At 74.4% G+C, this 23,043-nt stretch carries 25 protein-coding genes; 6 read left to right on the forward strand and 19 right to left on the reverse strand.

Going from position 1 to position 23,043, the window contains the following annotated elements:
- Positions 1 to 50: 50 nt before the first annotated feature.
- The 4 genes from M6G08_RS18385 to M6G08_RS18400 form a co-directional block, all read right to left on the reverse strand.
- A complete protein-coding gene (locus M6G08_RS18385; RefSeq protein WP_272588246.1) occupies positions 51 to 623 on the reverse strand; it encodes a GNAT family N-acetyltransferase in 573 nt (190 codons plus the stop codon).
- Between the two features lie 90 nt (positions 624 to 713).
- Positions 714 to 2,030, reverse strand: a complete 1,317-nt coding sequence (locus tag M6G08_RS18390; RefSeq protein WP_272588247.1) for a hypothetical protein — start codon at positions 2,028 to 2,030, stop codon at positions 714 to 716.
- A 353-nt stretch (positions 2,031 to 2,383) separates the two neighbouring features.
- The gene (locus M6G08_RS18395; protein ID WP_272588248.1) at positions 2,384 to 3,673 is read right to left on the reverse strand and encodes a helix-turn-helix domain-containing protein; all 1,290 of its coding nucleotides are present in this window, start codon (positions 3,671 to 3,673) and stop codon (positions 2,384 to 2,386) included.
- Positions 3,674 to 3,909: 236 nt separating this feature from the next.
- Positions 3,910 to 5,553 carry an acyl-CoA dehydrogenase family protein gene (locus tag M6G08_RS18400; RefSeq protein ID WP_272588249.1) on the reverse strand — a complete coding sequence of 548 codons (1,644 nt, stop codon included), beginning with the start codon at positions 5,551 to 5,553 and terminating at the stop codon, positions 3,910 to 3,912.
- Between the two features lie 99 nt (positions 5,554 to 5,652).
- On the opposite strand from M6G08_RS18400, the gene M6G08_RS18405 reads away from it, so the two are divergent.
- Positions 5,653 to 6,810 (forward strand): YihY/virulence factor BrkB family protein, encoded by a 1,158-nt coding sequence (locus M6G08_RS18405; protein WP_272588250.1) that lies wholly within the window; start codon positions 5,653 to 5,655, stop codon positions 6,808 to 6,810.
- A gap of 16 nt (positions 6,811 to 6,826) precedes the next feature.
- On the opposite strand, the gene M6G08_RS18410 is transcribed toward M6G08_RS18405, so the two are convergent.
- Positions 6,827 to 7,714 carry an NmrA family NAD(P)-binding protein gene (locus M6G08_RS18410; RefSeq protein WP_272588251.1) on the reverse strand — a complete coding sequence of 296 codons (888 nt, stop codon included), beginning with the start codon at positions 7,712 to 7,714 and terminating at the stop codon, positions 6,827 to 6,829.
- Between the two features lie 341 nt (positions 7,715 to 8,055).
- On the opposite strand from M6G08_RS18410, the gene M6G08_RS18415 reads away from it, so the two are divergent.
- Positions 8,056 to 8,991 carry an AraC family transcriptional regulator gene (locus M6G08_RS18415; protein WP_272588252.1) on the forward strand — a complete coding sequence of 312 codons (936 nt, stop codon included), beginning with the start codon at positions 8,056 to 8,058 and terminating at the stop codon, positions 8,989 to 8,991.
- 10 nt (positions 8,992 to 9,001) lie between these two features.
- Entirely contained in the window at positions 9,002 to 9,691 is a 690-nt protein-coding gene (locus tag M6G08_RS18420; RefSeq protein ID WP_272588253.1) for a helix-turn-helix transcriptional regulator, read from the forward strand.
- On the opposite strand, the gene M6G08_RS18425 is transcribed toward M6G08_RS18420, so the two are convergent.
- On the reverse strand, positions 9,671 to 10,075 hold the full coding sequence (locus M6G08_RS18425; protein ID WP_272588254.1) for a VOC family protein: 405 nt from the start codon (positions 10,073 to 10,075) through the stop codon (positions 9,671 to 9,673). The two genes, M6G08_RS18420 and M6G08_RS18425, sit on opposite strands and share 21 nt — an antisense overlap.
- A gap of 115 nt (positions 10,076 to 10,190) precedes the next feature.
- Here M6G08_RS18425 and M6G08_RS18430 point away from each other — a divergent pair, with 115 nt between their 5' ends.
- Positions 10,191 to 10,862, forward strand: a complete 672-nt coding sequence (locus M6G08_RS18430) for a hypothetical protein (RefSeq protein WP_272588255.1) — start codon at positions 10,191 to 10,193, stop codon at positions 10,860 to 10,862.
- A gap of 17 nt (positions 10,863 to 10,879) precedes the next feature.
- On the opposite strand, the gene M6G08_RS18435 is transcribed toward M6G08_RS18430, so the two are convergent.
- The 6 genes from M6G08_RS18435 to M6G08_RS18460 all read right to left on the reverse strand — a co-directional run bounded on the left by M6G08_RS18435 (position 10,880) and on the right by M6G08_RS18460 (position 14,561).
- Positions 10,880 to 11,740 (reverse strand): ABC transporter permease, encoded by an 861-nt coding sequence (locus tag M6G08_RS18435; protein WP_272588256.1) that lies wholly within the window; start codon positions 11,738 to 11,740, stop codon positions 10,880 to 10,882.
- Between the two features lie 11 nt (positions 11,741 to 11,751).
- On the reverse strand, positions 11,752 to 12,678 hold the full coding sequence (locus tag M6G08_RS18440; RefSeq protein ID WP_272588257.1) for an ABC transporter ATP-binding protein: 927 nt from the start codon (positions 12,676 to 12,678) through the stop codon (positions 11,752 to 11,754).
- On the reverse strand, positions 12,675 to 13,025 hold the full coding sequence (locus M6G08_RS18445; protein WP_272588258.1) for a transcriptional regulator: 351 nt from the start codon (positions 13,023 to 13,025) through the stop codon (positions 12,675 to 12,677). Before M6G08_RS18445 ends, M6G08_RS18440 begins: the two co-directional genes overlap by 4 nt.
- Positions 13,022 to 13,528, reverse strand: coding sequence for a hypothetical protein (locus tag M6G08_RS18450; RefSeq protein ID WP_272588259.1), 507 nt, complete (start codon positions 13,526 to 13,528; stop codon positions 13,022 to 13,024). The genes M6G08_RS18445 and M6G08_RS18450 overlap by 4 nt, the downstream gene beginning before the upstream one ends.
- A gap of 114 nt (positions 13,529 to 13,642) precedes the next feature.
- Positions 13,643 to 14,155, reverse strand: a complete 513-nt coding sequence (locus M6G08_RS18455) for a hypothetical protein (RefSeq protein WP_272588260.1) — start codon at positions 14,153 to 14,155, stop codon at positions 13,643 to 13,645.
- Positions 14,156 to 14,222: 67 nt separating this feature from the next.
- Positions 14,223 to 14,561, reverse strand: a complete 339-nt coding sequence (locus M6G08_RS18460; protein ID WP_272588261.1) for an STAS domain-containing protein — start codon at positions 14,559 to 14,561, stop codon at positions 14,223 to 14,225.
- Between the two features lie 158 nt (positions 14,562 to 14,719).
- Here M6G08_RS18460 and M6G08_RS18465 point away from each other — a divergent pair, with 158 nt between their 5' ends.
- Positions 14,720 to 16,222 (forward strand): carboxylesterase/lipase family protein, encoded by a 1,503-nt coding sequence (locus M6G08_RS18465; protein ID WP_272588262.1) that lies wholly within the window; start codon positions 14,720 to 14,722, stop codon positions 16,220 to 16,222.
- On the opposite strand, the gene M6G08_RS18470 is transcribed toward M6G08_RS18465, so the two are convergent.
- Positions 16,179 to 16,412 (reverse strand): DUF397 domain-containing protein, encoded by a 234-nt coding sequence (locus M6G08_RS18470; RefSeq protein ID WP_272588263.1) that lies wholly within the window; start codon positions 16,410 to 16,412, stop codon positions 16,179 to 16,181. The two genes, M6G08_RS18465 and M6G08_RS18470, sit on opposite strands and share 44 nt — an antisense overlap.
- On the reverse strand, positions 16,409 to 17,227 hold the full coding sequence (locus M6G08_RS18475) for a helix-turn-helix domain-containing protein (RefSeq protein ID WP_272588264.1): 819 nt from the start codon (positions 17,225 to 17,227) through the stop codon (positions 16,409 to 16,411). The genes M6G08_RS18470 and M6G08_RS18475 overlap by 4 nt, the downstream gene beginning before the upstream one ends.
- A gap of 85 nt (positions 17,228 to 17,312) precedes the next feature.
- On the opposite strand from M6G08_RS18475, the gene M6G08_RS18480 reads away from it, so the two are divergent.
- Complete coding sequence (locus M6G08_RS18480; RefSeq protein WP_272588265.1) at positions 17,313 to 17,750, forward strand: ATP-binding protein; 438 nt, start codon at positions 17,313 to 17,315, stop codon at positions 17,748 to 17,750.
- 753 nt (positions 17,751 to 18,503) lie between these two features.
- On the opposite strand, the gene M6G08_RS18485 is transcribed toward M6G08_RS18480, so the two are convergent.
- The 5 genes from M6G08_RS18485 to M6G08_RS18505 are packed head-to-tail and all read right to left on the reverse strand — an operon-like array spanning position 18,504 to position 22,987.
- On the reverse strand, positions 18,504 to 19,097 hold the full coding sequence (locus M6G08_RS18485; protein WP_272588266.1) for a hypothetical protein: 594 nt from the start codon (positions 19,095 to 19,097) through the stop codon (positions 18,504 to 18,506).
- Positions 19,094 to 20,431: a DUF58 domain-containing protein gene (locus M6G08_RS18490; RefSeq protein WP_272588267.1), complete on the reverse strand. Its 1,338-nt coding sequence runs from the start codon at positions 20,429 to 20,431 to the stop codon at positions 19,094 to 19,096. Before M6G08_RS18490 ends, M6G08_RS18485 begins: the two co-directional genes overlap by 4 nt.
- The gene (locus M6G08_RS18495) at positions 20,428 to 21,438 is read right to left on the reverse strand and encodes an AAA family ATPase (protein ID WP_272588268.1); all 1,011 of its coding nucleotides are present in this window, start codon (positions 21,436 to 21,438) and stop codon (positions 20,428 to 20,430) included. Before M6G08_RS18495 ends, M6G08_RS18490 begins: the two co-directional genes overlap by 4 nt.
- Positions 21,435 to 22,049, reverse strand: a complete 615-nt coding sequence (locus tag M6G08_RS18500) for a hypothetical protein (RefSeq protein WP_272588269.1) — start codon at positions 22,047 to 22,049, stop codon at positions 21,435 to 21,437. The genes M6G08_RS18495 and M6G08_RS18500 overlap by 4 nt, the downstream gene beginning before the upstream one ends.
- The gene (locus tag M6G08_RS18505; protein WP_272588270.1) at positions 22,046 to 22,987 is read right to left on the reverse strand and encodes a DUF4129 domain-containing protein; all 942 of its coding nucleotides are present in this window, start codon (positions 22,985 to 22,987) and stop codon (positions 22,046 to 22,048) included. Before M6G08_RS18505 ends, M6G08_RS18500 begins: the two co-directional genes overlap by 4 nt.
- Positions 22,988 to 23,043 lie beyond the last annotated feature (56 nt).

Genomic DNA, 23,043 nt, shown 5'->3' on the forward strand with positions numbered 1-23,043 from the left:
ATGCCGGACCGCGTGGCCCGGCGGGGCGGTCGGTCAGGCGGGACGGTCGGTCAGGCGGGGAAGGCTCCGGGCCAGGGGCCGGGCGTGGCCACGTCGGGCTCCTCCTCCACCTTCGTGTCGAACAGGCGGAAGCCGCGGCGCTGGTAGTTGTCCATCGCGAACTCGCCGTCCTTGCTGCACGTGTGCAGCCACACCCGCTTGGTCGTGGCCAGCCCCGGCCAGCGTTCCGCCAGGTCCCAGGCGCGGGCGGTGCCGTACGAGAGCAGGTGCCCGCCGATGCGCCGGCCCCGGAAGGCCGGGAGCAGGCCGAAGTACTCGATCTCCACGACGCCGTCGTCCCCGGGCGTCAGCTCCACGTACCCGGCGGGTGTGCCGCGGTCGTGGGCGACCCAGGTCTCCACGCCGGGCCGCTCCAGGTGCTCCCGCCACCGCGCGTGGCTCCAGCCGAGCCGGTCCGTCCAGCGGATGTCCCCGCCCACCGAGGCGTACAGGAAGCGGCTGAACTCGGGGGAGGGCACCTCGGAGCGGACGATCCGGACGTCCCCCTCCGGGGCGGCGGCCGGCAGCAGATCGGTCGGCGCCGTCTGCTCCAGGGACCACGTGGTCACGGCGATGTTGGTCATGCGGGTCAGGGAATCATCAGCCTCGCGGATCTGTCGATCCCCGCCCGGTCGCGCCCGGTCGCACCCGCAGGGCCCTGGGGCCCGCCGGCCTCAGTCCAGCGCGTCCTCGATCGACCGGAGCGGCAGCGCGAACAGCATCCGGCCCGACTGCGACCAGACCTCACCGGTCTCGGCCCAGTACGACAGGGAGCCGGCCGGTCCGCTCCAGCAGCGCTGTGAACCGTCCGCGCCGCACTCCACGGCCCGGGCGCCCTCCGTGTCCTGGCGCCACAGGGTGCCGCGCCCGTCCGTCCCGTCGTCCGCGCCGGCCGCGCGGCCCAGGTACCAGTCGGCGCGCGCCGCACCGGCCGGACGGTACGACAGCACGCCGCCCACCTCGGCCGCCCCGGTCTCGTACGCCTCCACCGGGTCGACGTGTCCGGCGGAGTCGGCGTCCGGCAGTCCGGTGCGCGCCGGGTCCGTGCTGAGGTCGTAGCGCCACAGCCGGGTGGGACGGTCGCCGTCCGCGGGCACCCGCTCGCTCGCCACCAGGCTGTCGGGGACCGTGCCGCGATCCAGCGAGATCGCGCCAGGACGCGCGGCGCCGGGGGAGTCGGGCAGTCGGTACGAGGCGACGGCGGGCAGCACGTACGGGTGACCGGCCGCCGCCCAGCCGCCGGGCACCCGGCCTACGGCGAGGGCGTCGGTCGTGGTCCGCTGGATGCGGTCCACGTCGTACACGAACAGCGCGTCGCGGCCGCCGGTGCCGGCCGTGACGAGCAGCTTGTCCTGGTACCAGACCATGCCGGAGACGGGGGAGGCCAGCCCCCGGTAGTCGAGGCCGCCGTCGACCGGGACGGCGAGGAGCGCCGAGGTGTAGGTGAGGTGGTCGGGGTCGTCGGCGTCGACGAAGGAGACCCGGGCGAGACCGCTCTCGGGTGTGCCGTCGTCGCGGGACCAGGCGGAGAGGATGACCCGGTGGGCGCCCCAGCGGCCGTCGTCGTCGGCGTCCCCCGAGGTGGTGACCGCGCCGGGACTCCAGCCCTCGGAGTCGGCCTCCTCCCAGCAGTAGGCGCGGGTGGCCGCGGGGGAGACGGGCAGGGCCTCCCGATCCCCGGTGGTGCAGTCGGCGGCGTCGCGCAGGGTGTGGTCGGCGGAGCCGAGGACGGCGCCGACGCCCACCGGCTCGCCCATCGCGGTGGAGAGGCGGTCGAGCCAGGGGCGCGGTACGTGGTGTTCCGTGAGCCGCAGGTCGGCGGTCTCGGCGGCGGAGGTGAGGGGGTCCAGGGTGCCCGGGTCGTCGGCCACGGTGGCCTGCGAGGCGCTGATCATCGTGGCGGCGCCCGTGAGCGCCAGGGCCGCGCCGGCCAGGGCCGCGCGCAGCGCCCTGCCCCGCCTGCGTCGGCGGTGTCTGCCGCGATGCTTCATGAAACCTCCACAGGCACCGTCCAACTGTGCTCGACGGTGGCCGCGTTGACCGAGGAGCAGATGGGGCGGTCCCCAGAGGATGCTACGACAGACGGACGGTCCGGCGGACGCGGACGCTGCAAATATGCGAGAACGGTATGCGTCCGGCCCTGCCGTGGGCCGGTGGGGCGTGCACGCGGGGCGGTGAAGGCTACGCACGGTGGCGGCGGGGCGACCGGTGGTGGGGGCGACCGATGGCGGGAGGCCTGCGGCGGCGCGGACCGAGCCCGCGGACGGGCCGGCCGCCGGGCGAAGCGCCGGACACGTCGCCCGGTGCCGCGCCCGGCGTGGAGTGGTCGGCGGCCGCCGCCCGTTCAGGGCACCGACGCCGCCCCCCGGCGCTGTACCACCGCCGGTGCCGTCGAGTGGGGGAGCAGGTCTCCCGGGGCGGACGGGAGGGCGACCTCCACCTCCACGTCTTCGCAGAAACGATACGGCCGGTGCTCCAGGTACGCCCCGAGGTACCTCCTGACCCGCGACATCTCCGCCCTCACGGTCACCGTGCGGGCCGGGTCGCCGAACATGTCCTCGGCCAGCTCCGCGGCACTGCGCCCGGTGCGGTGGACGGCCAGCAGGTACAACAACTCGGCGTGCCGGGGACTCAGTTCCCGCACCCAGTTCTCCGCGCCGCCCAGTACCCGCACCGACCAGCGGCGCGGCTGCGAGAGGTCCAGCCCGATCCGGGCCCCCTCCTGCCCCGCCGGTTCCCCGGCCGCCCGCACCAGCCAGCCCTCGCCGAGCGGCTCCACCGTGCACGCCCCGAACCCCGGCAGCCACCTCGGCCCGGCCGCCGGGGATTTGGGCAGCACCACCCGGTCCAGGTGCGGCATCCCCGTCACCGCCGCCGTCCAGCCGTCCCGGTCGGTCACCAGGGCCCGGCCCGCCAGCCGCGCCAGCACCGGGGCGGCCACCGTGCGCAGCCGCTCCAGCGACCGCACGTGCGACTCCCGCAGCCGTGCCTCGGCGAGCTTGGCCACCGAGTCCACCCACGCGAGCGTCGCCGGGTGCATCGTCTCCAGCGGCCCGCTCACGTCGACCACCCCGAGCAGCCGGCCGCTGCGCGGGTCGGTGATCGGCGCCCCGGCACAGGTCCAGGTGGCCTGGGACCGTACGAAGTGCTCGGAGGCGAAGACCTGGACGGGCCGCCGGGTGACCGCCGGCGTGCCCACGCCGTTGGTGCCGACGATCTCCTCCCGCCAGTCCGCGCCGAGCTCGAAGCCCAGCCCGTCGGCCCGGCGCAGCACCCGCGCGCTGCCCTCCCGCCACAGCACCCGCCCCTCGTCGTCGGCGACGACCATGATGTGGTGCGCGACGTCCGCGACCGACAGCAGACCCTCCCGCAGCACCGGCAGCACGTGCCGCAGCGGCGAGGCCTCCCGCCGCCGCCGCACCTCCTCCGGGGACAGCAGTCCGGCACGGAAGTCGTGCTCCGGGTCGACGCCGCTGCGCAGCATCCGGTCCCAGGACTGCTCGATCACGGGACGCGGCGCCACCGGGGCCCGTCCGCCGGCGAGTCTCGCGGAGCGGATCTCGCTGAGCACGCGTGCCGCGCGTGTCGTGTCCCCGGCGGCGAACTGCGTCACGTCCATCGGCGAGAGCCCCACTGGTCCCCGTCCTCCCGGAAGTCGGATGTTCGTCTCATAGTGACCGCTTGCCCGGCACGGAAGGGCACAGTCCGCACACGGCCGGAAGCAAGTTGCAACCCCCTGCAACCCTGGTGGGACCGCCCTACCGGAGCCCAAACTTGAGCCACGTCGCCCCGAGCGGCGTACTCGGCCTGAACGGCCTGTGTGGCGGGGGTGGTGCCGTGTCGGCGCAGCACCACCCCCGCACCGAAGACTCAGCCCACCGGACGGGCACGCTCCACCACCGACGCCAGGTCCAGCGTCGGCGGCAGCGTGCCGAAGGCCGCGCCCCCGTCGCCGCCCAGCCGAGCCGCGCAGAACGCGTCGGCGACCTCCGGCGGCGCGTACCGCACCAGCAGCGACCCCTGGAGCACCAGCGCCAGCCGCTCCACCAGCCGCCGCGCCCGCCCCTCGGCGGCGCCCAGATCGGCCAGCTCCGTCAGCAGATCCCGGATCGCCGCGTCCAGGCGGTGGTCGGCACCGCGCGCCAGCCCCACCTCCGTCAGGTAGGCGTCCATCGCCGCCGGTTCCCGCCCGAGGGCGCGCAGCACGTCCAGCGCCTGCACGTTCCCGGCGCCCTCCCAGATCGAGTTCAGCGGCGACTCGCGCACCAGCCGGGGCATCCCGGACTCCTCGACGTACCCGTTGCCGCCCAGGCACTCGGCGGCCTCCACCGCGACCGGGGCACACCGCTTGGTCACCCAGTACTTCGCCGCCGGCACCGCCAGCCGCAGCAGCGCCCGCTCCCGCTCGTCGCCGCCCTCCGCCGCGTCGTACGCCGCCGCGAGCCGCATCCCGAGCGTGGTGGCCGCCTCCGACTCGATCGCGAGGTCCGCGAGCACGTTGCGCATCAGCGGCTGGTCGGCCAGTTTCGCGCCGAAGGCCTCCCGGTACGCGCAGTGGTGCACCGCCTGCGCCACCGCCTGCCGCATCAGCCCCGCCGACCCCAGCACGCAGTCCAGCCGGGTCGCCGCCACCATCCCGATGATCGTGCGCACCCCGCGCCCCTCCTCGCCGACCCGGCGCGCCCAGGTCCCGGCGAACTCGACCTCGGCGGAGGCGTTGGACCGGTTGCCCAGCTTGTCCTTGAGCCGCTGGATCAGGAACACGTTGCGGGTGCCGTCCGCCAGGACGCGCGGCACCAGGAAACAGGTCAGCCCTCCCGGCGCCCGCGCCAGCACCAGGAAACCGTCCGACATCGGCGCCGAGCAGAACCACTTGTGCCCGGTCAGCTCGTACGCGCCGTCCTCGGCCAGCGGCCGCGCGGAGGTGGTGTTCGCCCGGACGTCGCTGCCGCCCTGCTTCTCCGTCATGCCCATCCCGAACAGCGCCCCGGCCTTCAGACGGGCCGGCTGCAGCTCCCGGTCGTAGACGCGCGAGGTCAGCCGCGGCTCCCACTCGGCGGCCAGCGCCGGATCGGTGCGCAGGGCCGGCACCGCCGCGTGGGTCATGGACAGCGGGCAGCCGTTGCCCGCCTCGACCTGCGCCCACATGACGAAACCGGCGGCGCGCCGCACGTGCCCGCCCGGCCGCGACCAGGCCGCCGTCAGCCCCGCCGAGACGCCCTTGCCCAGCAGCCGGTGCCAGGCCGGGTGGAAGTCCACCTCGTCGACACGGTGGCCGTGGCGGTCGTGCGTACGCAGTACCGGCGGATTGTCGTTCGCCCGCGCGCCCCACTCCTGGCTCTGGGCCGACCCGCAGCCGCGCCCCAGGCCCGACAGCTCCGCCACCGCCTCCTCGCGCAGCTCGGGAGCCAGATGCCGCTCGACCGCGGCCGTCAGGGCCCGGTCGGCGGTGAAGACGTCGTAGCCGGTCAGCGGCGGCGCCTGATTCGTCACGGTGTGGGTACTGCCTGCCATGACCGTGAACCTACCGTGCCGCGGATCCGCACGGAGCCGTCACCGGCAGGAGGGCGTCCGCGGATGAGTGCGACCCCCCGCGGCGGATACCTTTAGGGCGTGCAGCCAGCAAGTGAATCCCCCGAACGGCCCTCCGGCCGGCTCCATCGCGCCCGGGTCCTGTACCGGAACGTCTCCAAACGCAGGACCGCCTGGCTGCTCCTCAAGGACACCGTCAACTCGTGCATGGAGTACCGCATCCTCGGCCTGGCGGCGGAGGCGGCGTTCTTCACCCTGCTGTCGGTGCCGCCCCTGCTGCTGAGCCTCCTCGGACTGCTCGGCTACGTCGACGCCTGGATCGGCGCCGACACCACCGAGAGCCTGCGCACCAACATCCTGGACGCCTCCCGCGCGGTGCTCTCCGAGAAGGGCGTCGAACAGATCACCGAGCCGATCCTGGACGACGTGATGAAGGGCGGACGGCCCGACGTCATCTCACTCGGATTCCTGTTCGCCCTGTGGTCGGGCTCCCGCGCGGTGAACGTCTTCATCGACACGATCACCGTGATGTACGGCCTCGACGGCGTTCGCGGCATCGTCAAGACCCGCCTGATGGCGTTCCTCCTCTTCCTCGTCGCGCTCCTGATCGGCTCGGTCGCGCTGCCGCTGATGGTGGCCGGCCCGGACGCGGTGGTGCGCATCGTGCCGTGGTCGACGACGGTGGTCCAGGTCCTGTACTGGCCGGTCGTCATCATCCTGTCCATCGCCTTCCTGACCACGCTCTACCACGTGTCCGTGCCGGTGCGCTCCCCGTGGATCGAGGACGTGCCCGGTGCGCTGGTCGCCCTCGCCATGTGGGTGCTCGGCAGCTTCCTGCTGCGCATCTACCTCACCAACACCGTCGAGGGCCCCACGATCTACGGCTCCCTGGCCGCGCCCGTCGCCGTGCTGCTGTGGATCGGGGTCTCCGCCTTCGCGGTGCTCGTCGGCGCGGCGGTCAACGCGGCCATCGACCGGGTGTGGCCGGCCGCCTCCACCGCCGCCGCCCGCGAGGCCAACGAGCGGCTGCGCCAGGCCCAGGTCGCCGAGTACGTGGCCCGGGCCGCCGCCAGCGGCGAGTCGGACCCCGACATGCCCTCCGAGTTCCCGGAACGCTGGTCCCGCTTCCTGCCCCCGGAGGACGTCACCTCCCGCCTGCGCACCCACGTGAAGCACACGCCGCCCGCCAACCACAGCCACGGCCAGGGCCAGGGCCACGACAAGCCGGAGGCCTCGTAGCGGGAGGGTCAGCCCCCTACGCCCCGTCGGACGCCCCCGGGGCCCACGCCCCCGCCGCCGCGCACTGCCGCACGAACCGGCCGAAGTCCGCGGGCGCCCGGCCCAGCACCTCCTGCACGCCGTCCGAGAGCCGGGCGTTGCGGCCGTCGAGCAGGGTGCCGAACAGGTCCACGAGGAACGCGGCCTCCTCCTCCGGCACCCCGAACCCGGCCAGGTTCGCCCCGTACTCCCGGGCCGGCACGTACCGGTACGTCAGCGCCCGCCCCGTCGCCCTCGCGATCTCGGCGACCGCCTCCCCGAAGGTCAGCAGCCGCGGCCCCGACACCTCCAGCACCCGGCCCGTGTACCGGTCGCCGGAGGCCAGCGCCGCCACCACCACGTCCGCGACGTCCCGCAGGTCCACGAACGGCTCCCCGGCCTCCCCGGCCGGGAACACCAGCTCCCCGTGCTGCCGCAGCTCCTCGGCCAGCGGCCCCTCGCTGAAGTTCTGCGCGAACCACGCGGCCCGCACCACCGTCCACTGCCCGCCCGCCCCGGCCAGCGCCTCCTCGGCGGGCCGCGCCTGGTCCTCGCCCCGCGCCGACAGCAGCACCAGCCGCCGCACGCCGAGCCCGGCCGCCTCCCGCGCCAGCGCCCCGACCGCGTCCGCGGCCTCCGGGTCGCCGACGTCGGTGGGGTACGCCAGGTAGGCCGCGTCGGCGCCGCGCAGGACGTCCGCCCAGGTCGGCCGGGAGCGCCAGTCGAACCCGGTCGCCCGGGACGCCGCCCGCACGTTCAGCCCGGCCGCCCGCGCCGCCTCGGCGACCCGCCGCCCGGTACGGCCGGTGGCGCCCGTGACCACGACCGTCATGTCCTTCGTGCCGTTGGTGCCGTCAGTGCCCTTGTGCGCGCTCGTCTCCGTCATGCCCCCAGTCAACGGCCGCTCGCCGGGCCCGCCCATCGCCGAAGGGCTCAGGGGCATGCGCGTGCGTCCACGCCGTGACCAGGGCCTGTCCGGCGGATCATGCCGCGGACGCGGGGGCAGGCACGCCGTCCCCCACTGCCTGAAGGGCGTGGGCGGTGCCCCCGGCGGCGTGGTCGTCGGTTGTCAATTCCCCCACGCTCGACTGCTCCCCCACTCTCGGCTTCGCTCGAGCGGGGGCCCCATGCGCGGGAGGGGCCCATCGCCCCCGCTCACCTGCACTGATCAGGGCCCTTCGCTTTCCTGCGACCTGATCCGCCGGGCAAGCCCTACGCTGTGGCGCCATGGACGCACTCGCCGGCCTGCTCGAGGGACCCCGCGCCCGTGGCGCGTTCATGATCCGCGCCTGCTTCGACCCGCCGTGGGCCGTCCGCGTCGAGGACGGGGCGCCGCTCACGGTGATGCTGGCGGTGCGCGGCGACGCCTGGGTGGTCCCGGACACGGGGGAGCGGCTGCGCCTGCGCGCCGGCGACCTCGCCATCGCCCGCGGCCCGGACCCGTACACCTGCGCCGACGACCCCGCCACCGCGCCCCAGGCGGTGATCCTGCCGGGCGGCGAGTGCAGCTACCCCGACGGACGCCCGCTGGGCGGGTCGATGGACCTCGGCGTACGGAGCTGGGGCGACCGCCCCGACGGCGCGACGGTGCTGCTCATCGGCACCTACCTGGTGCGCGGCGAGATCGGCGGCCGGCTCCTCGACGCGCTGCCCCCGCTGCTGTCCCTCACCTCGGACCAGTGGGAGTGCCCGCTGACGCCCCTGCTGATGACCGAGGTCACGCGCGACGAACCCGGCCAGGAGGTCGTCCTCGACCGGCTCCTCGACCTCCTCGTCATCGCCGCGCTGCGGTCCTGGTTCGCCGGCCCGCGCGCCGAGCCGCCCGCCTGGTACCGGGCGCTCGGGGACCCGGTCGTCGGCCGGGCGCTGCGCCTGCTCCAGGCCGCCCCCGCGCACCCCTGGACGGTGGCGTCCCTCGCCGCGAAGGCCGGGGTCTCCCGCGCCGCGCTCGCCCGGCGCTTCACCGGCCTGGTGGGGGAACCCCCGATGGCCTACCTCACCGGCTGGCGGCTGGCGCTCGCCGCCGACCGGCTGCGCGACACCGACGACACGCTCGGCGCGATCGCCCGCCAGGTCGGCTACGGCGGCGCGTTCGCCCTGTCGACGGCCTTCAAGCGGGTGTACGGCGTCAGCCCGCAGGAGTACCGCGCGCCGGCGGCGTAGCCTGACACGCGTGTACGCGGAACGGGCGTCCCGGCTGACCGGTGCGGTGGTATGGACCAACACCCCGACCGTGCCCGGCACCGGACGGGTCCTGCCCGACGGCTGCATGGACCTGCTCTGGCACGACGGCCGGCTGCTGGTCGCGGGCCCCGACACCCGCGCCCACGTCACCACGGGCTCCGCCGGCCCCTGGGCGGGCGTCCGCTTCCACCCCGGCGCCGCCCCCGCGCTCCTAGGCGTCCCCGCCCCGGAACTGCGCGACCGCCGCGTCGACCTCGCCGACCTCTGGCCCGCCGCCCGCGTACGGCGTCTGACCGCGCGGGTGAACGCGGCCCCCGACCCGGCGAGTGGCCTGGAGGAGGCCGCGCTGTCGGCGGCGGCCGACGCCGGCCCCCTCGACCCGCTCCCGCGCCGGATCGTGGCCGCCCTCGACGCGGGCCGCCCGGTAGCCGCCACCGCCGACGAACTGGGCCTGAGCGCACGCCAGCTGCACCGCCGCTCCCTGGCCGCCTTCGGCTACGGTCCCAAGACGCTGGCCCGCGTGCTGCGGCTCCAGCGCGCCCTCGCCCTGACCCGTGCGGGCGCGCCCCTCGCCGAGACGGCCGTCCGGTCCGGCTACGCTGACCAGGCGCACCTGGCCCGGGACGTACGGGAGTTGACGGGACTGCCGCCCGGCGCACTACTCGCCGGGCGCGGCTAGCGGCGCGAAGAGGTCGACCCCGTGGCCGTCCGGGTCGCCCACGACGGCGTACCGCTGCCCCCAGGGGGCGTCCCAGGGCCCCCGCTCACCGTGGCAGCCGGCGCCGGTCAACTCCTCGTAGAGGGCGTCCACCTCGGCGGGCGTGTCGCACAGCAGGGCGAGCGAGTGCCGACCGCCACCGGCCGGCGGCTCCCACCCCGGAGTGAAGGAACGGACGGACTCCTCGGTGTCGAGCATCAGCCGGATGCCGCCCGGCAGACCGGCCTCGGCGTGCGGCTCGCGCTCAGCGCCCTCGGGGAAGGCGAAACCGAGCCGGCGGTAGAAGGTCACGGACGCGGCCATGTCGGAGACGACGAGGCCGATGGCGTTGAATCGTGCGGTCATGGCGTCACCGTAGGCAGGGCGGCCGGGAGCCGTCTTGAAGGAATCGGACACGGAAGCGGCCATGGGTGAGCGGAAACCGCGCGGCTGTGGAACACCTGTACGGCAGGATGGACGCATGAATCGTCGCGCGCGCGTCCTGCCGCTCCTGCTGACCCCTGTGCTGCTCACCGCGTGCGGTGCCGAGAAGGCGTCCGAGGACCCGGCGGCCGCCGTCACCACCCCGGCCGCCGCTACCGGACAGGCTTCCCCCGCCACCGGCGGAACGCCCGGTGAACTCACGTCCAGGGCCGAGGCGATGGGAGCGGCCCCGGAACTGGTCTACGTCACGACGGTCCCCGGCTTCACCCTGGCCGAGCAGTCCGTCAGCACGCTCGGTGACGACGGCTTCTCCGCCGCCTACACCGACGGTTCGGGTGCCGTGATCCGCCTCGGCGTCGAGCGGGGCTCGATCACGGAGGAGACCTGCCGCAGCCGGCCCGTCGGCTATACGAGCGGCGGCGGACGGACCACCTGCGAGCGCGACGCCGGGACCTGGTACCGGACGGGCGGCGGGGAGCACGAGTACGCCGTACCGAAGGACGGGCACGTGCTGTGGCTGTCCGCCGGGACGGACTCGGTGCCGCGCGCGGTCCTGCGCGAGGCCGCCGTGTCCGCCCACCGGCCCGACGCGGCCGAGGCCACCGAGATCCTGCCCTCCCCGCGCCCCGACACCACGCCCGTGGAACGCGGCGACCTCCCTCCCTTCGGCGACGGCGCACCCGACAACAGCGTGGACGTCGGCGGCTGAGCACCACCGGAGAGGCCCTATCCCCGCGCCGGCAGCGCCCCGCTCTGTTCGGCCTTCCGGTGGCGCGCGCTCAGGCGGGAGCCGGACTCGCGGCGGGCGGCGCGGCGCAGGAGGGGGACCGCGAGGAGGAAGCCGAGGACGGCCCAGGCGGTCAGGACCAGGGCGACCATGGGCAGTTCCCAGGAGCCGGCCACCTCGGCCGCCCGCGCCGAGTCCGGGAACAGCGCCGAACGCAGGCCCTGCGCCATCCACTTGAGCGGGAAGACGGACGCCACCTGCTGCACCGGCGCGGGCAGCGCGGTGATCGGGAACACCGCGCCGGACGTCACCAGCAGCCCCATCGTCGGCAGCATGATCAGCGCCAGCGCCTCGCGCGGGTTCGGCAGCACGGCGCCGATCGCCGCGCCCAGCGGTACGACGGCCAGCAGGCCGAGCGTGGTGACCCACAGCAGTGTCAGCCAGCCGCCCGGCCCGTGCGGCAGCGGCCCGTCCACCAGGACCGCCGCCGACAGCAGGAGCAGCGCCAGCGTGCCGACCGCCGTGCCGACCACCAGCATGCACTTGGCGATCAGGTAGGCCGGTATCCCGCCGGGTGTGGCGCGCAGCCGCAGCAGGGCGCCCTCCTCCCGCTCGGTCACCAGCATCTGCGGGAGGTTGACCAGCCCGACCTGGAACAGCAGGTAGGCGGCGAACCCGGCCAGCACCAGGTGGGCCATCGGGGTCTGGGTGCCGGGCACGTCGTCGCTCAGGTAGGCGGCGACGGCCAGCGCGACGACCACGTTGGTCAGGTGGCCGGACAGTTCCTTCGGATTGCGCAGGAGCTGGCGCAGCTCGATGCCGCCCCGCTGGAGACCGGCGCGCCGGTAACCACCCGTCATGTGTGTTCCCTTCATGCGGCCCGCGCCTCTCCGTCCACGTGTCCGTCCGCGTCCCGATCCGTGCCGTCGTCCGCCCGGTGCACCATGTGCAGGTACGTGTCCTCCAGGGTCGGGCGGCGGACCTCCAGGCCGGGGATCGGCCCGGCCGCGTCCCGGTGGAGTTCCCAGACCAGCCGCGAGGGGTCCTCGGTCCGTTCCCGGCGGGGCGTTCCGTCGTCGGCCGTCCAGCGGACCTCGGCCCGCGCGGCGGCCCGCCGGGCCAGTTCGCCGGGGGTGCCGAGGGCGCGGATGCGGCCGCCGACCAGCATGGCGATCCGGTCGGCCAGCCGCTCGGCCTCCACCAGGTCGTGGGTGGTGAGCAGGACGGTGACGCCCTCGTCGCGGGCCAGCCGTTCCACCAGGAGGTGGAACTCGCGCCGCGCCTCGGGGTCGAAGCCGGTGGTCGGCTCGTCCAGGAAGAGCAGTTCGGGGCGGCCGACGATGCCGAGGGCGACGTCCAGCCGCCTGCGCTGGCCGCCGGAGAGCCGGTTCACCTGCCGGCCGGCCTGGTCGGTGAGACCGACCAGCGCCAGCAGCTCCGCCGGGTCGCGGGGGTGGGGGTAGTACGTCGCGAAGTGCCCGAGCAGTTCCGCGACCCGCCAGCGCGGGTGGTCCCGCCAGGACTGAAGGACCAGTCCGAGCCGGCCGCGCCAGGCGTCGTCGCCGCGCTCCGGGTCGGTGCCGAGGACGCGCACGTCACCGGCCGAGCGCCGCCGGAAACCTTCCAGGATCTCGACGGTGGTGGTCTTCCCGGCGCCGTTGGGACCGAGCAGGGCGAAGACCTCGCCCCGGCGGATGTCCAGGTCGACGCCGCGCAGGACGTCCACGTCGCCGTACGTCATCGTCACGTCCCGGGCCTCGACGACGAGGTCGTGGGCGGGTGCTTGCAAGTGCGTCATCGTGCGGCCTCCGAGGGGAGGCGCCGTTCCGCCGGACCGGCAGGCGGGGCAGGCGGGGCTCCCTCGACGATCGAGCGGAGCGCCGCCACGTGCCCTTCGAAGGCGGTGCGGCCTCGGTCCGTCAGCCGTACCCTGGTGCGCCGCTTGCGGCCGCCGCCCTCCTTGCGGAGCTCCAGGTAGCCGGCCTCCTCCAGCGTGTGGAGCTGCTTGGAGAGGGCGGAGTCGCTGAGCGAGAGGCTGTCGCGTACGAAGGGGAAGTCCGCCCATTCCGTGGCCGCGAGCAGCGCGACCACGGACAGCCGGGTGGCGGGATGGATCAGCTCGTCGAAGCCTGCGGGAGTGCTCACCGGCCCGCCCCCTCGGCGGCCCGCCGGCCGGCCCTGGCGCGCAGCGAGCCGGTCGACCACCGGGTCACCGGCCCGACGAACAGGAGGAACACGGCCACCGACACCGTCGCCCTGATCAGTGCCCCCGTCGTCGGCTCCAGCGGCTCGACCAGCCGGCCGGCCAGCAGGACCGTCCCCCCGGTAGCGATCGCGCCCCCGACGAAGGCGGCGAAGACCCGCCAGTCGCACCGCGAGTGGTGCAGCTGCACCCGGCTCCGCAAGTGCAACGCCCTGGCCAGCACGATCACCACCGCGCAGTAGCCGGCGAGCGCCAGCCAGACGCCCCACTGGGGCAGATCGAGGCTGATGACGGTCAGGAAACCCCACATGACCGCGGCCATCGCCCAGGTCGCGCCGGGCTTGCCGGACGCCGACCGTTCGACCTCGTCGTACACCCGCTCCTGCGGCACGCGGATGCGCTGCAGGTCCCTCCAAGCCTGTTCGGTATCGACCGGTGTGCCCACGGCCACCGCCCTCCCGTCCGTGTTTCCGTCCCTCGTTACTTTCCTGTCGGGAAAGTTACCGTTGACTTTCCCGGTGGGCAAGCCGGCCGGGGCGGACTCCGTACGGGACTCGTGTCAGGTGCCGGGTGCGGTGGCCGACCGCAGCACGATGCAGCCCGAGTCCCACCACGGCAGACCCGCGCGCACGTCGCTCAGTCGGCGTTCCGTGTAGTCGGGGATCGTCTCGGGAACTCCCTCGGCGTCGAGGAGGTGGAACTCCGCCGCCTTGCCCGCGACGGACAGCAGGCCGTCCGGGAACAGGGCGAGTTCCATCCGTACGCCCTTCCTGGACGCCGACGGCGTACTCGACGTGATGGCGAAGTTGAGCAGCTCACGCTCCAGCGGTTCCTCGCTCCACTCGAACGACGCCAGTCCGCGGACCGTGAGCAGGGCGGCGTTGCCCGTGCGGTACTGCAGGGCCGTGCGCATGTCGAGAAGCAGCCCGACCCGCCCGGTGAGGGGGCACATCCGGCAGTCGAGAAGGCCGACGTCCTGCAACGCGTCGGGCTCCCGCAGCGGGTCCCAGACGAACGGAGCGGCCGACGCGTCGCCCCCGGCGCCGGTGAAGAGGTCTTCGATGGTGATCATGGAACTCCGCTGAAGCCGTGCTTGTCCTCCGCTTCAGTAGATCATGTGTGCGAGCGGGTGGGGCTCGTCAGTGCTCGTACGCGACGACGGTGTCCAGGCCCGCGTGCTTCAGTGTCCGGTGAACGGCCGGACGGGCCCCGCGCACGGTGATCGTGACCGGTTCCTCGGCCCGGGTGGCCGCGCGCAGCAGCGCGTAGGCGCACGCCAGGTCGATGTGGTCCAGCCCGCTCATGTCCAGCGTCCAGGCGGTCGGCTCCACCAGACGGTGGTCGAGGAGCAGTTCCTCCAGTACGCGCAGCGCGGGGGCGTCCAGGGCGCCGGAGAAGGCCAGCACGGCGTGCCGCCCGTCCGCCTCGACGATCCTCACGGGGGCGACGGTGTTCGGGTGGCGAGGGTCGACGGTCACGACGGCCTCCTCGGCGACACAGGGTGGGCGTACGTGTGGGCGTGCGTGCTCCCATTGTCCCCCAGCCGCGCCGGGAACGAAGGTCCGGAATAGTCGCGGGCACCTCAGCGCTTTGACATGAGCGGTACGACGGTGCGGCGAAGGGCTGGTGAGCGCTGATGTCAGGCCGGACGAATCCGGTGGTCCGTACGCCCCACGGGGCCGTGCGCGGCAGGTACGAGCACGGTGTCGCCGTGTTCCGGGGCATCCCGTACGCCGCCCCGCCCTTCGGCCCCCGCCGGTTCCGGCCCCCGGAGCCGCCCGAGCCCTGGACCGGAGTACGCGACGCCACCGCATTCGGCCCGACGGCACCCAAGCCCCCGTACTCCGAGGCGTTCGCCCGCTACCTCTCCGACCCCGTGATCCCCGGCGACGACTGCCTCAACCTCAACGTCTGGACCCCCGACCCGGCCCCCGCCGCCCGCCTGCCGGTCCTGGTCTGGCTGCACGGCGGCGCCCTGACCAGGGGCTCCTCCGCCGTCCCCGTCTACGACGGCCGTACCTTCGCCCGCGACGGAGTGGTCTGCGTCTCGATCAACTACCGACTGGGTGTCGAAGGCTACGGCCTGTTCCCCGACGCCCCCGCCAACGCCGGCCTGCGCGACCAGCTCGCCGCCCTGGAATGGGTACGGGACTCCATCACGGCCTTCGGCGGCGACCCCGGCCGGGTGACGGTCGCCGGTCAGTCGGCCGGTGCGATCAGCACCGGCGCCCTCCTCGCCGCCCCGCGCGCCCGGGGCCTCTTCCGGCGGGCCGTGCTCCAGAGCGGCGCACCCGAGGCCGCCGACCGCGACAAGGTACGGCGCATGGTCCGCCGCATGGCCGCCCGCCTCAGAGTCCCCGCCACCGCCGAGGCCTTCGCCGCCGCCGACCGGGCCGACCTGCTGCGCGCCCAGGCCGACGTGGGCCGGTTCAGCAGCCCGGTGCTGGGCGGCCCGGCCTTCGGGATCGTCGTCGACGGGGACGTGCTGCCGTGCGACCCGCTGGAGGCGCTGGTCGAGGGCGACGCGGCGCTCGGCGTCGACCTGATGATGGGCTGGACCCGCGACGAGTACCGGCTCTGGCTGGTCCCCGGCGGCCTCCTCGAACGCGTCGACCGGCTCGGCGCCGTCGCCCTCGCCGGAGCCCGCGCCCGTTGCCACTGCGGCAACGAGGTCGTGCGCGGCTACCGCGCGCTGCGCCCCGGCGCCGGCGCCGCCGAGACCGTCGGCCAGCTGGTCACCGACCACCTGCTCCGGCTCCCGATGCACCGGGTGGCCGACGCGCGGCCCGGCTCCTCGTACGTCTACGAGTTCGCCTGGCCATCCAACCTGCCCGGCCTCGGCGCCTGCCACGCCCTGGAGCTGGGCTTCGTCTTCGACTCCGGGCACCACCCGGACTCACGGCGGCTCGCGGGCGAGGGCGCTCCGCGGGAACTGGCCGACGCGATGCACGGGGCGTGGGTGCGGTTCGTCGAGACCGGCGACCCGGGGTGGCAGGCGTGGGACGCCACGCACCCCGTGCGGGTCTTCGGGGACGGCACCCCGCACACGGCGTACGGTCCGCACGACGCGGAGTTCGACCTGTGGAAGGCCGACGTCACCATGCGAGGAATGCGGTCCAGGTTGCTGGCGCGACGGTGACGGTGTCTCCGACGGTTGTTTTGGAGTCGCGGATGTGGATGGAGGTGGGGGCGGTGGCTACTTCAACGCAGGCCCCGCCCTCGCTTCCGCTGTAGCTGGACTTGCGCCACTCGTAGGCGACTTCGATGCAGTTGCCGCCCTCGTCGCCGCTGTAGCTCGACTTGAACCACCGAAGTGCGGTGCTGCTCATTGCTCTCCCAAGAGACGGTCCAGCAGGTCCCTCGTGTCCTCGGGCGTGAGGGCCTGTGACCGCAGCATCGCACACTTCTGCGTGAGGATCGCCACCTCGTCAGGGTCCGCGATCAGTTGACTGCCGCGCTGGTTCTCTGTGTAGGCGAGCCGTTGGTGTTCAGGTGTCTCCAGCAAGACGAACGGGCCATTGAGCCCGGCGTGACTCGTCCGGTCCAGCGGTAACACCTGAAGCATGAGCCCAGGCAGCTCGGAGCACGCACGAAGGTGCCGGAGTTGTTCCATCCACACCTGTCGTCCGCCGACAGGCGCACGTACGACCGGTTCCCAGACCACGAAGCAAGTGATCGGTGGCTCCTTGCCCTGCAGGATTCCCTGACGCTCGATGCGTGCCGCAACGAGACGGGCGATCGTGTCACCGTCGTAGACCGGCACGCGACTGCGGAACACCGCCCACGCGTACCCCTCCGTCTGGAGGAGCCCCGGCAGTACCTGGTTCTCGTACGACGAGATCGCGATGGCCTCCCGCTCCCTGTCCAGGAACTCCTCCGCCCACAACGGAACCAGATCCACCTCCGGCATCCTGCTCAACGCAGTGGACAACGCCCCCTTGGTGTCCAGGAGTTCGTCGAGCTGCTCGGCGAGATCCGGCTTCAGTGGGCGCCTGCCCTGTTCGATCGAGGCGATCTGCTGCTCGCCGATGACGAACCGTTCGCCCAGCGACCTCTGGGTGTGCCCGGCGGCCTGGCGGTAGAGGGCGAGCAGCGCCCCCACCATCTTCATCGCGGAGGCGTTCCTCCGTGTCGTCGTGCCCATGAGGTCGAACTCCCCACCCGACCGCGTACGTTCACCGTCGCGCACCCGTACAGGTCGGCTGTACGGCCGTGCGCTCTGTCTCATCATGGCCACGGAGCGTGACCCTCGTCACGTGAACAACGAAAATCAACCCCCGTCCCCACGCGAGCGCTTCTACCGCCGGGAGCGCCGGTCCGTCCCCGCCGCACGGGCGTTCGCACGCGAGGCGCTCGCCGCGTGGGGTGTGCGCGAGCGCGCGGACGATGTCGTGCTGTGCGTCAGTGAACTGGCCACCAACGCATTGGTGCACGGCGTGCCGCCCGGCCGTGGTTTCCTGCTCCGGCTGCTGCCCTTGGCGGAAGGCGGCGTACGCGTCGAGGTGCACGACAGCGGGGACGGCGTGCCGGCTGTGCCACTGGTGCTCGGGGCGGAGTGGAGCGAGGGAGGCCGTGGCCTGTTGCTCGTGTCGGAACTGGCCGGCAAATGGGGCGTCGGGGAGCGGGACCCCGGCAAGGTCACGTGGTGCGAGCTGGGTGATGCGTAGGGCATTGGAGGAGTGACCGTTGGGGCCGCCCGCTTCCTTGGCAGTGTCGTGCCTCCGCGACCCGAGTAAAGGGCGCTGCGCGTCGCCTTCGGCGATCGGCCTGCGGCCGACCCTTGACTCGGCTCGCTCCACCACGGGTCAGAAGCGAGCGAGCGGCCCGGAAAGACGGGTGGCCGAACCGGGTTCACGGTCAGCCGTCCCCTGCGTACGCACCCGGCGACGGCGGTACGCGCTCGCGCCTCGCCAGCACGCCGCCCCGGCTCAGCGGCTAACCCCCGGTGGGCGGTACGCACCAGCCCTGGTGGCGGCACGCCACGCCGTCCCAGCGGCCAACCCGGGCGGGCACCACAGGACCACCCCCGGACCACCCTCCAAAAATGGATGACACTTCGGCCCGAAGTGTCATCCATTTTCCAGACCACCCCCGACCCGCAGCTCCCCCGCCCTCAATCCACTCCCACTCCTCCTCACCACCCACCCGCCGTTCGCCGCTGAGCCGAGGCGGCGTGCCGGCGAGACGCTGACGCGCCCCGCACGCCCAACGCGTACGCAGCCGGCGGAAGGGACCGACGCACCCAGGCCACCCGTTCCCCTCCGGCCGCCCGCACGCTTCTCACCCGTGCTGGAGCGGGCCGAGTCAAGGGTGGGCCGCAGGCCCATCGGCGCAGCCGACGCGACCGCAGGGAGCGCCCTTTACTCGGCTCGCGGAAGCACGACACTGGCCAAGAAGCGGGCGGCCCCACGGCCACTTCATCAACGAGGTCCAGCAGTTCCTGCATTCCGTCCCCGCCACCGGGCGCACAGCACTACGCCCCCGACCGCCGCCAAGCCCACCACCGCGGCCGCGATCACGCGCCCCAGCCCGCCCCCGGCACCGCTCACCGGAACCACCGTGGCAACCAGCACCACGCCCGCCCCGGCGCAGGCCGCGACCGCTTCCGCCCACACGCGCCCGGTCCCGCGCCCCCAACGCCACGGCCAGGTCTCACTCGTCACCAGGTAGGCGACCAGCAGCGCTACCACGCAGGCGCCTTCCCACCAGGCAGGATCGCCGGAGGACGCCGCGACGACCACGACACCGCCCGCCAGCACCGTCGTACGGTGGCGCAGCAGGCGGTACGACCACCGCGCGGACTCCAGCGACGGGCGCCGGTCCAGGGACGGCGCCGCCCACACCGCGAACGCGACCGCGCACCCGAACAGGACGGCGTCCGGCGCACCGCTCACCGTCGCCCACGGCCGCCACGCCATCGCGAGGGCCGCCGCGCCCAGCACCCGCACCGGCAGGGTGCCGGCCCAGTACCCCAGGTACTCGCGGAAACCGACCCGTGCGTCGAGCATCGTCATCCCGCGCGCCCCCTTCCACCGATCCGGCCCGACAGCAGCGGCGCCAGGGCCAGGTCCAACGACTCACCCACGACGTGCCGCACCACCGGCACCCCGCTGTCCCGCAGGGCGAAACGCATCGCGTCCCGCTCCGCGTGCCACAGCCGCAGCCCCAGCTCGCCCGCCGTGTCCCCGGGCTCGACCTGCGGGTCGCCGCTCGGGATCTCCACGACGACCGGGCGGCGCCCGCGCTCCTGGAGATCGCGCAGCACCTTCAGCATCCGTGCGTCGCTCAGCGGCGTGAACACGTACACGAGCGCTCCCTCCGGCAGCGCGGGCGGCGGCAGCCGCTCCAGGCCGGGCGCGTCGAAGCGGCGGTCCTTGCGCACGTCGAGGACGCTCTCCACGATGCGGTAGAAGGCCGCGTCGCCGGTGCCCGGCGCCAGCCACCGCGTGGTGCCGCCGGTCGAGACGACCCCCACCCGGTCGTGGGTGCGCAGGTAGGCCCGGGTGAGTCCGGTGGCGGCGCGCACCGTCTCGTCCAGGGACGACAGCCCGGTCACCGGGTCGACGACGTCCCCGAACGCGTCGATCAGCATCACCGTGTCGGCGGCCCGCTCGGCCGCGAAGCGGTGCAGCTGCACGGACCCGCGCCGGGTCGTCGACGGCCAGTGGATGCGCCGCTGCCGTTCCCCGGGCACCCAGGGGGCCACTCCGATGACCTCGACGCCCTCCCCGGCCTGCGGCGAGGCGTGCTCGCCGAGCCGCTGCGGCAGCCGTACCGGGATCGGGGTGAACCGCGCCTGCGCGGCGTGCGGGAAGACGGCCACCTCCTGCTCCGCCACCCGCACGGTGCGGCGCACGGTGCCCCCGGCGTCGTACACGTCGAGGTCCACCGGGCCGAGCGACCAGCGGCCCCAGTGCAGCGCGGTGTGGCGCAGCGTGACGGACGACGGGCCGACGACCACCTCGTCGAGCCGCAGGCCGGGGCCGAGCGTGACGCCGGGGTCGAGGCGGACGGCGTCCCCGTCGTGGGCCACCGAGACGCGCAGGGTGACGGTGTCGCCCTCGAAGCAGCGGCTCGGTTCGACGGTCGCCGTCGTCTCGACGCGCCGGGGGTGCCGGGTGCGGGGCAGTGCCAGCGCCAGCAGCACCAGCGGTGCCGCCGCGAGCGCCAGCAGCCAGGCCCGCCCGGTGAGCAGTGCGGCCGACAGCGCGACGACGGCGACGGTCAGCAGGCGCAGCGTCCGCTCGCTCGGGCGCGGCCCGGAGGGCGGCGGTGGCGGTGGCTGCGCCGCCTCGGTGCGCCCCTCCAGGGCGCGGACCACCCCGGCGTCCGGTGGCGGCGCGGTCATGACGGGGCGTTGGCGACGGTGGCGGCCGTGCGCCGGGTCGTCGGCGTGGCGACACCGCCGACGATCTCGCGCAGCACGTCGTCCGTGGACACCTCGCGCACCCACAACTCGGGCCGCAGCGACACCCGGTGGGCCAGCGCCGGCACCGCGAGGGCCTTCACGTCCTCCGGGACGACGTAGTCGCGGCCGTCCAGCACGGCGCGGGCGCGCGCCAGCTGGACCAGGGCGAGCCCGCCGCGCGGTGAGGAGCCGATGCTGATCTGGGGGTGGTCGCGGGTCGCGCCGACGAGGGCGACGGCGTACTCCAGCAGGTCGTCGTCGATCTCCACGCGTTCCACGACGGCGCGCCACGCCCTGACGTCGGCCGGTCCCGCGAGGCTTTCGAGGACGGCCTCGGGCGCGGCCCGGTCGATCCGGGCCCGCAGCATCGCCAGTTCCTGCCCGGCGGTCAGGTAGCCCATCCGCACGCGCAGCTGGAACCGGTCGAGCTGCGCCTCGGGCAGGGAGTACGTGCCCTCGTACTCCACCGGGTTGGCGGTCGCGATGACGACGAACGGGTCGGCGAGTGGGCGGGTCTCGCCGTCCACCGTCACCTGTGACTCGGCCATCGCCTCCAGCAGCGCGGCCTGCGTCTTGGGCGGCGTCCGGTTGATCTCGTCGGCGAGCAGGAGGTTGGTGAAGACGGGCCCGGGGTGGAAGACCATCTCACCGGTGCGCTGGTCGTACAGCGGTGTTCCGGTGACGTCCGACGGCAGCAGGTCGGGCGTGAACTGGACGCGGCGGAAGTCCAGGCCGAGGGTGGTGGCGAAGGACCGTGCGAGGAGGGTCTTGCCGAGCCCCGGCAGGTCTTCGAGGAGGACGTGGCCGCCGGCCAGTACGCCCAGCATCACCTGTTCGAGGGCGTCCGGCTTGCCGACGACGGCGCGGCCTATCTCGCGCAGTACGGCGCCGGCCTGCTCGCCGACCTGTTCGGCGGTGCGAAGCTGGGGCGTGGGGTCAGTCGTCACGTCGCTTGTTCCTTACCGGTGCGGGGTGCGGGGTGCGCGGTTCTGGTCGCGGGGGCGCCGAGGGTTTCGAGGCGGTCGACGAGGCGGCGCAGTACGTCGACGGGGACCTCGCCGTCGGGCCCGGTGCCGGGCGGCTCGGGCCCGAGCCACGGCCACAGCTCGGGGCCGATCAACTCGGCCGCCCGCTCGGGCTGCTGGTCGAGCGAGACGTGGTGGTGCTCGGCGAGCGCGGCGGCGTACAGGTGGCGCAGCTCGGGCCGGAGCACCGCGCGGTAGTAGAGGGCGCCGTCGGGTCCTGTCGCGGTCCCCACGTTCCGTCGCCACTCGCCCATGCCCGGCGCCCGCGTCCGCAGCAGCCGCACCTCGCCCCGGTGTCCGGAGTCGAAGGCGTCCGCCCCGGCGACGTACCGGGTGACGACCAGCGCCACGACGACGAGCAGGGCCAGGAGGGCGCCGGCCGCCCCGGGGCCGTCGAGGAGCAGGACGAGCAGGACGCCGGAGCCGGCGACCGCGCCGCCGAGCAGCCCGAGCCGGCCCAGCGTGAGCATGTCCCCTCGGGGGATGTCGGGGATGTCGGGGATGTCGGGGGTGCCCTCCGTCGGCCGGTTCACCGCGCGCCCTCCCGTTCCGCCAGCAGCGAGTCGATCTCCTCCAGGGCGTCGGCCGCCGCCTCCCGGTGGGAGGCGTCCATCGGATGGGAGGAGAAGCGGGCCTCTCGGAACAGCGCGGTCAGGCGCGGTGCGGCCGGGCCCGGTGCCAGCCCTGCCGTGACGGCGCGGTCGAGCAGGTCCGCGGGACTGTCGGAGGCGTGCCGGGCCACGCCCGACGCGACGAGGGCGTCCTCCATCCCGGCGTAGCAGGCGATGACGGCCGCGCGGGCGTCGCCGGTGTCGGCGAGGGCGCGGCGGCCCGACCGCACGGCGGACAGCAGCAGACGCGCGTCGTCGTCCTCGGTCACCGGGGCCGCGCGGGCGGGGCGCTGCGGCACCCTGAGCCCGAGGCGTCGCAGCCGTCGTACGACGGCCACCACGACGAGCACGACGACCACCGCCGCCAGCAGGCCGAGCACCAGGTAGAGGGGGAGTGACGCGTCGTGCCCCGGGTCTGCCCGGTCCTGTCCGGGCATCGGCTCGCCGGGGACCGGCTGGGTGGGCAGCGGCGCCGGGAGGACCGGCGGCGGGGAGGACTGGTCACCGCCGGTGGAGAACCGGTGCAGGACCAGGGCCAGGACGCCGATGACGCCCGCCCCGGCGAACAGCAGCGGCGCGGCGATCTCCCGCAGCCGCTCCTCGCCCGGCGGCAGCGAGGCACGGTAGCTGTTGAACCGGGGACGCAGGCGCTGGACGGTCTTCATGACCGCGACCGCCCAGGCGACGGACGCCCCGATCGCGACGAAGCCCCAGTGGCCCAGCGGGCCCTTGCCGTCGGAGTCCAGCAGCCCCTCCTCGGGCCGCAGCACCAGCGCGGCCACCGCCAGCGCCGCGACCGCCCCGGCGGCCACCACCGCCCCGGGCACCGCCCGCCGTCCGGGCCGCCCCCCGTGTTCCATCGGTCTCCCCCTGTCGAACCCGTCCCCCCGAACGCCAGTTCACGTCATCCTGGCAC

It is taken from the genome of Streptomyces sp. M92, assembly GCF_028473745.1.
Lineage (GTDB): Bacteria > Actinomycetota > Actinomycetes > Streptomycetales > Streptomycetaceae > Streptomyces.

Coding starts and splice junctions, on each gene's coding strand:
- M6G08_RS18385 (WP_272588246.1), bottom strand. CDS start 623: ATGACCAACATCGCCGTGACCACGTGGTCCCTGGAGCAGACGGCGCCG.
- M6G08_RS18465 (WP_272588262.1), top strand. CDS start 14,720: ATGTCAGGCCGGACGAATCCGGTGGTCCGTACGCCCCACGGGGCCGTG.
- M6G08_RS18410 (WP_272588251.1), bottom strand. CDS start 7,714: ATGACGGAGACGAGCGCGCACAAGGGCACTGACGGCACCAACGGCACG.
- M6G08_RS18435 (WP_272588256.1), bottom strand. CDS start 11,740: ATGACGGGTGGTTACCGGCGCGCCGGTCTCCAGCGGGGCGGCATCGAG.
- M6G08_RS18400 (WP_272588249.1), bottom strand. CDS start 5,553: ATGGCAGGCAGTACCCACACCGTGACGAATCAGGCGCCGCCGCTGACC.
- M6G08_RS18390 (WP_272588247.1), bottom strand. CDS start 2,030: ATGAAGCATCGCGGCAGACACCGCCGACGCAGGCGGGGCAGGGCGCTG.
- M6G08_RS18485 (WP_272588266.1), bottom strand. CDS start 19,097: ATGACGATGCTCGACGCACGGGTCGGTTTCCGCGAGTACCTGGGGTAC.
- M6G08_RS18425 (WP_272588254.1), bottom strand. CDS start 10,075: ATGACCGCACGATTCAACGCCATCGGCCTCGTCGTCTCCGACATGGCC.
- M6G08_RS18430 (WP_272588255.1), top strand. CDS start 10,191: ATGAATCGTCGCGCGCGCGTCCTGCCGCTCCTGCTGACCCCTGTGCTG.
- M6G08_RS18415 (WP_272588252.1), top strand. CDS start 8,056: ATGGACGCACTCGCCGGCCTGCTCGAGGGACCCCGCGCCCGTGGCGCG.
- M6G08_RS18490 (WP_272588267.1), bottom strand. CDS start 20,431: ATGACCGCGCCGCCACCGGACGCCGGGGTGGTCCGCGCCCTGGAGGGG.
- M6G08_RS18455 (WP_272588260.1), bottom strand. CDS start 14,155: ATGATCACCATCGAAGACCTCTTCACCGGCGCCGGGGGCGACGCGTCG.
- M6G08_RS18475 (WP_272588264.1), bottom strand. CDS start 17,227: ATGGGCACGACGACACGGAGGAACGCCTCCGCGATGAAGATGGTGGGG.
- M6G08_RS18505 (WP_272588270.1), bottom strand. CDS start 22,987: ATGGAACACGGGGGGCGGCCCGGACGGCGGGCGGTGCCCGGGGCGGTG.
- M6G08_RS18470 (WP_272588263.1), bottom strand. CDS start 16,412: ATGAGCAGCACCGCACTTCGGTGGTTCAAGTCGAGCTACAGCGGCGAC.
- M6G08_RS18440 (WP_272588257.1), bottom strand. CDS start 12,678: ATGACGCACTTGCAAGCACCCGCCCACGACCTCGTCGTCGAGGCCCGG.
- M6G08_RS18480 (WP_272588265.1), top strand. CDS start 17,313: ATGGCCACGGAGCGTGACCCTCGTCACGTGAACAACGAAAATCAACCC.